Consider the following 9,432-nt stretch of genomic DNA (forward strand, 5'->3'; position numbering starts at 1 on the left):
CGCCATCATAAAGATGGCGGCTTTTTTGTTGTCGGCGGCTATTCATCAATGGCTAATACCGCCGCTTCTCTGCTTACGCTTTCCCCATCTCACGACTCCCCTCTATCAGCACAAATATGCTATTCTGCGCGCCTGCAAAGAGGATCGTATTGTTGATGAATAAGATTGTGACTATCGCTCGCCGCGAGGCGCTGCTTAGCGTGGTATTGGCCGTGCTTTATATGCTGGGCTGGTGGCTAAGTGCCTACATCGTATCACCCGAGCTGACGCTGGGCGGCTGGCCGCTGTGGTTTGTATTAAGCTGCTTATTTAATCCCTTATTATTTATTGGATTATGCGTAATCATGGTGCGCTACTGCTTTAAAACCGTGGAACTAGATAGCCCTGAGCCAGCAACAAGCCCTAACTTCGTCTCGCCTAATATTAAAGATCAGGTAAACCATCGTGAATCTTGAGCTTATTATTCCTCTTATCTGCTATTTAATACTGATGCTCAGCTTGGGCTTTTATTTAAGCCGCCGCCCGCAACAGGGCAGCTTTGTGCAGGACTACTTTTTAGGTAACCGCTCTATGGGCGGCTTTGTGCTGGCCATGACCATGGTGGCCACCTATGCCTCGGCGTCGTCGTTTATTGGTGGGCCCGGTGCGGCCTACAGCATGGGGCTAGGCTGGGTGTTGCTAGCCATGATCCAAGTGCCCACCGTGTGGCTAACACTGGGTGTATTGGGTAAGCAGTTTGCCCACATTGCGCGGCGGGTTAACGCGCTTACCATTAACGACATGCTCTATGCCCGCTATCGCAGCCCGTTAGTGGTGATTTTGGCCGCATTCGGCTTATTAGCCGCTTTTATTGCCACCATGGTGGTGCAATTTATTGGCGGTGCCCGCCTGCTAGAAACCGTCACCGGCCTGCCCTATCAGGGTGGCTTAGTTATCTTTGCCACTACCGTATTGCTATACACGCTCATCGGCGGCTTTAGGGCAGTAGTAATCACCGATGCGGTACAAGGCGTCCTAATGCTGATTGGCACTATCGTGCTGCTAGTGGGCGTATTACACGCCGGTGGCGGCGCCAGCGCCATGTTCAGTGCTCTCGCCGAAATAGACCCAGGCTTAGTGACGCCTCAAGGACCAGATGACTTTTTAAGCGCCAGTTTTATGCTGTCGTTTTGGGTGTTGGTATGCTTTGGCGTGATTGGGCTTCCGCATTCGGCGGTACGCTGCTTAGCCTACAAAGACAGCAAAGCCATGCACAAAGGCATTATCATTGGCACCGTTGTGGGCGCCCTACTGATGTTTGGTATGCACTTTGCTGGCGCATTAGGCCGGGTATTAGTGCCCGAGCTCACCGTGCCCGATAAGGTGATGCCCACCTTGATGCTAATGGTACTGCCGCCGATAGTGGCTGGGTTGTTTTTAGCCGGCCCCATGGCTGCCATTATGTCGACCATCGACTCGCAGTTGATACAAGCCTCGGCTACCTTAGTGAAAGATTTATACCTCAACTATTTAAGCCGCAAGCCTCCCTCACCACTGTTTATTAAACGTGCTAGCCGACTAGTAACGTTAGTGGTCGGCCTCATCGTATTATGGGCGGCCCTTAGCCCGCCAGATATGATCATCTGGCTAAATCTACTGGCCTTTGGTGCCCTGCAAGCCATCTTCTTCTGGCCTTTGGTATTAGGGTTATATTGGTGGCGCGGCACCGCCACCGGTGCTCTGGCCTCTATGGTAACCGGTGGCGTGTGTTATGGGCTGTTGACTACCTTAGGTCTAAAAGTATTCGGCTTACACGCCATCGTGCCTAGCCTAGTCTTATCCGGACTCGCCTATGTTATCGGCTCGCTACTCAGCCCTGCCCCCTGCGCTGAAGTGAGGGCACTGTTTGGGAAAAGCAACGCCGAGCACCAAGCGTCCAGCGGTACGCTGTAAGTCATACGCCGTAAGTCGAAGACGGTGTCTGTCTTTAACTTACGGCGTATAGCGTACGGCTTCCAGCTTATTTTATGCTAGAATCCTCGTTTTACCGTTTGATGAAGCCACGCCATGCCTTGGATACAAATTCGCATTAATGCCACCGAAAAAACCGCCGACAAGGTCAGCAACATGCTGCTGGGACGCGGTGCTCAAGCGGTGACTTATATGGACGCCGAAGACGCCCCCGTATACGAACCCCTGCCCGGTGAGACCCTATTATGGGACGACACCGTTGTAGTCGGCATGTTTGATGCCGCCACCGATCCCGACCCTATCATCACCTTTCTGAAAAAATTCTATCGCAAAGATCTCACCTACAAGATTGAGCAGCTAGAAGACAAAGACTGGGTACGCGAGTGGATGGATAGCTTTCACCCGATGCGCTTTGGTGAGCGACTGTGGATTTGCCCCAGCTGGCGCGATGTGCCCGACCCAACCGCAGTTAACGTGATGTTGGATCCCGGCTTGGCCTTTGGTACCGGTACCCACCCTACTACCGCCTTATGTTTAGAATGGCTAGACGGCCAAGACTTAAGCGATAAAACCGTGATCGACTTTGGCTGTGGCTCCGGCATTTTAGCGCTAGCCGCATTAAAGCTGGGTGCTAAGCAGGTGATTGGCATCGACATCGACCCACAAGCGCTGCAAGCCAGCCGCGATAACGCCGAACGCAATGGCGTGGCGGATCGCTTAACTGTTTATCTGCCCAAAGATCAGCCCGAGAATATGAAAGCCGATATCGTAGTGGCTAATATTTTGGCAGGTCCGCTTAAAGAGCTATCGCCACTGATTAGCAATTTGGTTAAGCCCGGCGGGCAGCTCGCGCTTTCTGGCATTCTCGACACCCAAGCCGAAGGCTTAAATGAGCTTTATGAACAGTGGTTTAGTATGGACACTCCCGCGCTTCGTGAAGAGTGGGCACGCCTTAGTGGCAAAAAACGCTAATGCCTACCACTAAATCAATGTAATTTGCAGCCTAAATAGCGCCGTTTTTTTACACAAAAAGCGCTTAGCCATCTTGACTTATTAAAATTTAGCAATCGTTCAATTTGTGACCTTTTCAGAGTCATAAAAAATGCGTAAGATACGCGACCCTGAGCAAAGATAGTCGTTACCTCATGCAGATTGGTCCTTACAAACTGTCTAGCCCCTTGTTAGTGGCTCCTATGGCTGGCGTCACCGACAGACCATTTCGTACTCTATGCTTACGCATGGGTGCTGGTATGGCCGTGTCGGAGATGATGTCGTCTAACCCTAGGGTATGGCAGTCCGAGAAGTCTTTACGGCGTATGGATCATGAAGGGGAAACGGGTATTCGATCCGTCCAGATTGCCGGGGCTGACCCGATGTTAATGGCCGAAGCCGCCCAGTTCAATGTGAGCGAGGGCGCGCAAATAATCGACATCAACATGGGTTGCCCAGCAAAGAAGGTGAATAAAAAAATGGCAGGGTCCGCCCTGTTGCAATATCCACAGCTGGTGCAAGAAATTGTCACCGCCGTGGTAAAGGCAGTATCCGTTCCCGTTACCCTGAAAATTCGTACAGGCTGGGATCCCGATCACCGCAACGGCGTACACATTGCTCGTATCGCCGAAGATTGCGGTATTCAGGCTCTGGCCGTGCATGGCCGCACTCGTGCCTGCATGTACAAGGGTGAAGCGGAATACGATACCATTAGAGCAATAAAACAAGCCGTCTCTATTCCCATTATCGCTAATGGGGACATCGACAGCCCGCAAAAGGCGCGTTTTGTCTTGGATGACACCGGCGCCGACGCCATCATGATTGGCCGGGCTGCCCAGGGACGGCCATGGATTTTTAGAGAAATCCGCCATTATCTGGAACAAGGTACTTTACCCGTGCCGCTTCATAAGGACCTGGAGCGCGCCATGATTAGGGAGCACGTTACAGCACTACATGCGTTTTACGGTGAGGTGTTAGGCGTGCGAATTGCCCGTAAGCATGTGGGTTGGTACCTGAAAGATAGTGATGCGGGCCGTGACTTTCGCAGTGATTTTAATGCCATCGATGACGCCGAGCAGCAGCTCGACGCATTGGGGCATTATTTCGCGAATATAGCTTAACGAACAAAAGAAGAGCCGACCTAATATGTTCGAACAAACTACGACTTCTGATGCACTGGTTACTACCACTAAATCTCCAACTTCTGAGCAGCCTACCCAGCGCCCTTTGCGCAACTCGGTAGACCAAGCGCTGCGTAATTACCTGTCCCAGTTGAATGGTCAGGAAGTAACTGAGCTGTATGAGTTGGTCCTCGCCGAAGTCGAAGCCCCCATGCTGGACGTGATCATGCAATACACTCGCGGTAACCAAACCCGCGCTGCCAACATGATGGGCATCAACCGCGGCACACTGCGCAAGAAGCTCAAAAAATACGGCATGAACTAAAATTTTTTAGTTAACGTGTTGAATATAAAAGCGTTATCTCGCAAGAGGTAGCGCTTTTTTGTCTTTGAACCCACAGTTGAACCCACACACTGCAAAGTGCTCAAATGAAAAAATATCATGAGGGCTAATACTCAATTTTGCGCCTTACTTACGGTAAGTATCGAACCCTATCCCATCTCTCTGGCGAAGAAGGCCGACGCTTTTTTTAGTATTTCTCTTTTCTGACGCAGACGCTTGTTATCGGCCCGGAGTTGTTTGAGCTCTTCACGTTCGGATGTGCCCAGGGCACAGCCGTCTGCTTGGGCTTCAATGACCTCTTTCCATTTGTAAATTAAGTTAGCATTAACGCCTAAAGACCGGCTAGCCTCTGCTACTGAGTAACCTTGATCCGTGACTAACGCCACGGCTTCTTGTTTAAAATCTTAAGAGTAAGTTCTATTTACACGTTTTGTTTTCATATCTACCTCAACCTAGTCTGACACTATTGTCTCTAATTGAAGTGTCCATTGGTATTAGACCAGTACAGTATTATACCAGTACAATACAACGAGACTAACGAGATCATGCGTGTGAGGAGTTCGTGTAAACGATGATTTTCTATGCTAACTCGAGAAAGTAGCTAAAAAATAGAGGAAGGGCTTAGTAATCCCCTCATTTTAATAGCAGATCGCGTCATGTTAGCCGCATAACCTAAATATGTACTAACCCCCGAAATCAGCTGAGAGCACATTGTGCCTAGGGATAGGCCATTTTCTAAGTTACGCAGTACCACCGAGAGTTTCGTCATTTCTTGCTGTTGTTACTATCAAACTCAGGTGTGACGCGGCTCATATGAGGGGATTGGTAAGGTGTTGGGCTGGTGCCAGTACTTTGCTGTTTCAGTGGTTAATTAATCTGCTGTAGTGATAGTTGGTTGCTACATATAGTTAGACCTTATCAACATAATGGAGGTGTGACCTCAAATCAAGCTGAGGTAAACTACTAGATTAATTATAAACCGGAGGCCAGTGTTACTTGATCCTACAGTTTTTCTAGCTTCTAAAGTTCGGGATAGGCCAAAAGCATTGCTAATGCTATTTAAAATAAAATTATTTACTAAAGGTATAAAAATTTATGGCAAATCGTCGCGATTTTATTAAAAGCATAACCGCACTTGCGGCAGTATCTTCCGCTTTACCACTGTCGGCTATAGCCCAAGATAAAAAGCATAACTCAAGCTCTGTACGAAATTATGTGTTGGCCCACGGATCTTGGCATGGAGGTTGGTGCTGGAGGGAGGTTGCTCAAATACTACGAGCTCAGGGCCATCGTGTCTTTACACCTAGCTACACCGGTATGGGGGATCGCGCACATCTTATTAGTAAAAAAATATCAATTGATACGTTCATTGAGGACTTGGTCCAAGTAATCAATACTGAAGAGCTAGAAGATGTCATTCTTGTTGGACATAGTTTTGGTGGAATTCCGATTACAGGGGTAGCTGATCAGATACCGGATAAGATTGGTCACTTGGTTTATTTTGATGCAATTGTACTTGAAAATGGAAAGTCTGCTTTTTCTAACTACCCAAAAGAAGATGCTAATGCACGTATAGAAGCGGCATCTAAAGCTACGAATGGCTTAGCTGTACCAGTACCTAGTCCTTTACCTGAGTCTTGGGGGTTAACTGTTAATACACCTCAATACGACTGGGTAGTACGTCGTCTTACTCCTCACCCACTCGCAAGCTACACGTCAGAATTAAAGCTTAAAAACCCTATTGGGAACCATCGACCCAAAACATACATTAACTGTACAGAGCCAGCACTTAGTGTACTAGAAGACTCTAAAGCATTAGTTAAATCTCAAGAGCAGTGGGGGTGGATTGACCTTAGTGCTCCGCATGAGGCACACATCACTCACCCGAAAGAGCTAGCTAAAATACTGTTAAGTTTTGTCTAACGTCTAAATTAGTATCTCTTCCTCAATGCTATGTAGTGGTCAACTTTATCGTACCACTACATATATTTCATTGAGCGAGTGAGAGTGAGCTTATGAGAGCACAGCATGAAGCCTGAATTTCCATTTCACAAATGTGCAAGTTACTGAATCGTAACTGACACAGAGGTAGCCGAAAAACAGGCACCACCGCCATATAGAGCGCCACGCCGGCAGTGTTGGCGGCCGCAAACAGATTGCTGCCGGTAAAGGCCAGCGACTGACAGCAATATCAGCGCGGCCACCCCGAACATGACTTCCATGGTCGAGCTGGAGTGCATGCCCTTGGGGATCATGCGCTTGGCCCCTAGGCACAGCCAAACCTAGCTGGCCCACAGCTTTATCCTGTCTCATAACAGCAGCCGGTCAGCAGTCAGCGCCAGCAATACTCCCACCATCCCCATGGCAAAGGCGTCGATGCATGGCGCGGCAGCACCAACTGATGAAAATCATGAGCATGGCCGTGACGCTGACGGGTGTAGAAACGAAGGTACAACTGATTTGGCATGGGCGATCCTTACAGCAAGCCGCGCTCGCTGAGCCTACTCAACAGGGCGCTGCACTTTTTCTGCATAAAATCTCGCAACAACCGCATGGCCGGCGTAATGGAATGGCGGCTGGGGCAGACCAACCACAGCTCAGACACTCGTGCCTGGTAGTCCGGCATCACCGGCACCACACGTCCAGCTAGCAGATCTTCGGCCACGTCGAGACTGGACTTTACTGCTATACCATTGCCCGCCACACACCAACGCCGCACCAGATCACCGTCGTTGGAGGCCCGGTTGCCAGTCATTTTGACCCGGTGGCTTTGACCATTTTGAGTAAAGGTCCAGACATCATGCAAGATGTCGTGCAACTGGTAAAACAGGCCGTTATGAGTAGTCAGCTCCTGAGGATGAGCCGGCGTGCCGTGCTGCTGTAAATACGTATTGGCAGCGCACAAAATGCCCTGCACATCGCAAATTTTAAAGCCGTATAAGTTGGAATCTTTGGGCGATCCGTAACGCAACGCCATGTCGACTTCGTCCCGGTAGAAGTCAATATTGCTATCATTGATACTTAGCCTCAGTCGGATATCGGGATGATCCTCCATAAATTCATCCAGCCAAGGAAGCATCAGGTTACGGCCCAGATCCGATGACACCGCCAGGCGTAGCTCTCCCGTCAGCTGTTCGCTGTCGTGGCGAATATTTGTGCGGGCCTGCTCCAGCAGCTGCAGTGCCTGCTCACATTGAGGCAGATAGCGCTCTCCGGAGCTCGACAACCGCAACTGGCGCGTAGTGCGTACAAATAGTTCGGTACCTAGGGCGCTTTCCACCCGTTTTACCGCCGCACTGGCGGTGGCGGTTCGCATGTCCAAGCTGGCTGCCGCTGCTGTGATGCTGCGGAACTGGGCTACTTTGAGAATCAACTGCAAGTCTTCTATCTGCATATTTTCAAATAATTTTTGATTATGTTTATCTCATTATGCTGTTTTTCATTAGGTCTGCAATGTGCACAATGGTGTCCTATCTGATACCGACCTACGCTTTGCCAATCAAAGGAGCTTTTCATGAAAGCCATTGGATACCAACAGCTCTCCCCCATCAGCGCCCCTAACGATCTGATGGATATTGAACTACCCCAACCAGTCGCCACCGGACGTGACCTGCTGGTGAAGGTGTACGCCATTGCCGTTAACCCCGTTGATTTAAAGGTGCGCCAGGGTGCAGCGGCCGAGCCGGGCCTGCACAAGGTGCTGGGCTGGGACGCTGTAGGGGAAGTGGTGGCCATGGGCGATGGGGTTACCCTGTTCCAGCCGGGAGACCGGGTGTACTATGCCGGCGATCTGACCCGCCCGGGCAGCAATGCCGAATATCAGCTGGTGGACGAACGTCTTGTGGGCCACAAGCCCAGTAGCCTGTCCGATGCCGAGGCCGCCGCCCTGCCGCTGACCAGCATCACCGCTTGGGAACTGCTGTTTGAGCACCTGCAGCTGGCGCGGACCGAGCCCAACAGCGGCCAAAAGTCGGATGAGGTGTTGCTGGTGGTTGGTGCCGCGGGTGGCGTGGGATCCATTCTACTACAGCTGGCAAAGGTACTGACCGGCGCCACCATTATCGCCACAGCCTCCCGCGAAGCATCCCGCAACTGGGTAAGCCAGCTGGGTGCGGATTATGTGGTGGATCACAGGCAGCCGCTTAAGCCTCAGATTGATGCCCTGATCGACCAGCATGGTCTAGGCCCGGTCACCCATGTGGCCAGCCTGCACGCCACAGAAGATTATTTCGATGCATATATCGATCTACTGACCCCCTTTGGCCGCATTGGCATCATTGACGATCCCGAGGCTCTGGATATCATGAAGCTCAAGTCCAAGAGTCTGTCGCTGCACACTGAGTTCATGTTTGCCCGTTCCATGCATCAGGCCCGGGACATGGACGCCCAGCATCGGCTGTTGGAGCGTGTGGCGCAGCTGATCGATCAGGGACATATTCGCACCACCCTGGGTAAAAAACTGGGCAAGATCACCGCCGCCAACCTTAGGGCCGCCCATATCGAACTGGAGTCGGGCCGCGCCGTGGGCAAGCTGGTGCTCGAAGGGTTTTAGCCCTGATCCATTTCCAGCCCCACGATTTAAAACACAAGGCCGGCCCTCATGGAGTGCCGGCCTTGTTTGTTTAAACCCCGCTTATGCGCCCGGCTCAGTCACCGTAAGCACCAGCTTGCCGGCCAATTGCTCACTGGATAGTTTAGTTTGATCGACTCGACGCCAAAAGTTGGTTTTAAACAGGGCTTGGTCGATTTCTGTCAGCACTCCAGCAAAGGCCTACTCCACCGACACGCTGCAAGGATTAATGACATTCACCATTTTAATTTACTGCGAATATTCACTGGATATTCGGTCAGATTAAAATAGTTCATCTCGGCGGAACACACTCGCCTATGGCGCTCAAACACATGACATCCTTGTCATGTGTTGGTCGGTGGAGCAGTGCCCTTCATCCTCTCTTAACTCCCTCTGTAGTGGTCAAGTAAAAGTGGCCACGGTTTTAGAGTTTTTCCAAAACAATCGTTCAGACTCGT

Annotated in this window: 10 protein-coding genes and 1 pseudogene; 7 read left to right on the top strand and 4 right to left on the bottom strand. The window is 50.7% G+C overall.

Annotated elements, in window-relative coordinates; all coding sequences use genetic code 11:
- The first annotated feature begins 155 nt into the window (after window positions 1–155).
- The 5 genes from ACFQ1C_RS04645 to fis all read left to right on the top strand — a co-directional run bounded on the left by ACFQ1C_RS04645 (window position 156) and on the right by fis (window position 4,386).
- Window positions 156–455, top strand: coding sequence for a YhdT family protein (locus ACFQ1C_RS04645; protein ID WP_379557371.1), 300 nt, complete (start codon window positions 156–158; stop codon window positions 453–455).
- Entirely contained in the window at window positions 445–1,932 is a 1,488-nt protein-coding gene (gene panF, locus ACFQ1C_RS04650; protein ID WP_379557372.1) for a sodium/pantothenate symporter, read from the top strand. Before ACFQ1C_RS04645 ends, panF begins: the two co-directional genes overlap by 11 nt.
- Window positions 1,933–2,046: 114 nt before the next feature.
- Window positions 2,047–2,922 (top strand): 50S ribosomal protein L11 methyltransferase, encoded by an 876-nt coding sequence (gene prmA, locus ACFQ1C_RS04655; protein WP_379557373.1) that lies wholly within the window; start codon window positions 2,047–2,049, stop codon window positions 2,920–2,922.
- A gap of 173 nt (window positions 2,923–3,095) precedes the next feature.
- Window positions 3,096–4,061 carry a tRNA dihydrouridine synthase DusB gene (gene dusB / locus ACFQ1C_RS04660; RefSeq protein ID WP_379557374.1) on the top strand — a complete coding sequence of 322 codons (966 nt, stop codon included), beginning with the start codon at window positions 3,096–3,098 and terminating at the stop codon, window positions 4,059–4,061.
- A gap of 25 nt (window positions 4,062–4,086) precedes the next feature.
- Window positions 4,087–4,386 carry a DNA-binding transcriptional regulator Fis gene (gene fis / locus ACFQ1C_RS04665; protein ID WP_104486259.1) on the top strand — a complete coding sequence of 100 codons (300 nt, stop codon included), beginning with the start codon at window positions 4,087–4,089 and terminating at the stop codon, window positions 4,384–4,386.
- 167 nt (window positions 4,387–4,553) lie between these two features.
- Here the strand turns inward: fis and ACFQ1C_RS04670 are convergent.
- Window positions 4,554–4,793: pseudogene (locus ACFQ1C_RS04670) on the bottom strand (transposase); the annotation flags it as partial.
- A gap of 706 nt (window positions 4,794–5,499) precedes the next feature.
- Here ACFQ1C_RS04670 and ACFQ1C_RS04675 point away from each other — a divergent pair.
- The gene (locus ACFQ1C_RS04675; protein ID WP_379557375.1) at window positions 5,500–6,327 is read left to right on the top strand and encodes an alpha/beta hydrolase; all 828 of its coding nucleotides are present in this window, start codon (window positions 5,500–5,502) and stop codon (window positions 6,325–6,327) included.
- 409 nt (window positions 6,328–6,736) lie between these two features.
- Here ACFQ1C_RS04675 and ACFQ1C_RS04680 read toward each other — a convergent pair whose 3' ends face one another.
- Both ACFQ1C_RS04680 and ACFQ1C_RS04685 read right to left on the bottom strand, forming a co-directional pair.
- Window positions 6,737–6,871 carry a hypothetical protein gene (locus tag ACFQ1C_RS04680; RefSeq protein ID WP_379557376.1) on the bottom strand — a complete coding sequence of 45 codons (135 nt, stop codon included), beginning with the start codon at window positions 6,869–6,871 and terminating at the stop codon, window positions 6,737–6,739.
- A 9-nt stretch (window positions 6,872–6,880) separates the two neighbouring features.
- On the bottom strand, window positions 6,881–7,798 hold the full coding sequence (locus tag ACFQ1C_RS04685) for a LysR family transcriptional regulator (protein ID WP_379557377.1): 918 nt from the start codon (window positions 7,796–7,798) through the stop codon (window positions 6,881–6,883).
- A gap of 120 nt (window positions 7,799–7,918) precedes the next feature.
- Between ACFQ1C_RS04685 and ACFQ1C_RS04690 the strand changes: the two genes are divergently transcribed.
- On the top strand, window positions 7,919–8,956 hold the full coding sequence (locus ACFQ1C_RS04690; protein WP_379557378.1) for a zinc-binding alcohol dehydrogenase family protein: 1,038 nt from the start codon (window positions 7,919–7,921) through the stop codon (window positions 8,954–8,956).
- Between the two features lie 81 nt (window positions 8,957–9,037).
- Here the strand turns inward: ACFQ1C_RS04690 and ACFQ1C_RS04695 are convergent, their stop codons facing one another.
- Complete coding sequence (locus ACFQ1C_RS04695; RefSeq protein WP_379557379.1) at window positions 9,038–9,163, bottom strand: hypothetical protein; 126 nt, start codon at window positions 9,161–9,163, stop codon at window positions 9,038–9,040.
- Window positions 9,164–9,432 lie beyond the last annotated feature (269 nt).

It is taken from the genome of Oceanisphaera ostreae (assembly GCF_042676125.1).
Lineage (GTDB): Bacteria > Pseudomonadota > Gammaproteobacteria > Enterobacterales > Aeromonadaceae > Oceanimonas > Oceanimonas ostreae.

Coding starts and splice junctions, on each gene's coding strand:
- ACFQ1C_RS04675 (WP_379557375.1), top strand. CDS start 5,500: ATGGCAAATCGTCGCGATTTTATTAAAAGCATAACCGCACTTGCGGCA.
- ACFQ1C_RS04685 (WP_379557377.1), bottom strand. CDS start 7,798: ATGCAGATAGAAGACTTGCAGTTGATTCTCAAAGTAGCCCAGTTCCGC.
- ACFQ1C_RS04680 (WP_379557376.1), bottom strand. CDS start 6,871: ATGCCAAATCAGTTGTACCTTCGTTTCTACACCCGTCAGCGTCACGGC.
- dusB (WP_379557374.1), top strand. CDS start 3,096: ATGCAGATTGGTCCTTACAAACTGTCTAGCCCCTTGTTAGTGGCTCCT.
- prmA (WP_379557373.1), top strand. CDS start 2,047: ATGCCTTGGATACAAATTCGCATTAATGCCACCGAAAAAACCGCCGAC.
- ACFQ1C_RS04645 (WP_379557371.1), top strand. CDS start 156: ATGAATAAGATTGTGACTATCGCTCGCCGCGAGGCGCTGCTTAGCGTG.
- ACFQ1C_RS04690 (WP_379557378.1), top strand. CDS start 7,919: ATGAAAGCCATTGGATACCAACAGCTCTCCCCCATCAGCGCCCCTAAC.
- fis (WP_104486259.1), top strand. CDS start 4,087: ATGTTCGAACAAACTACGACTTCTGATGCACTGGTTACTACCACTAAA.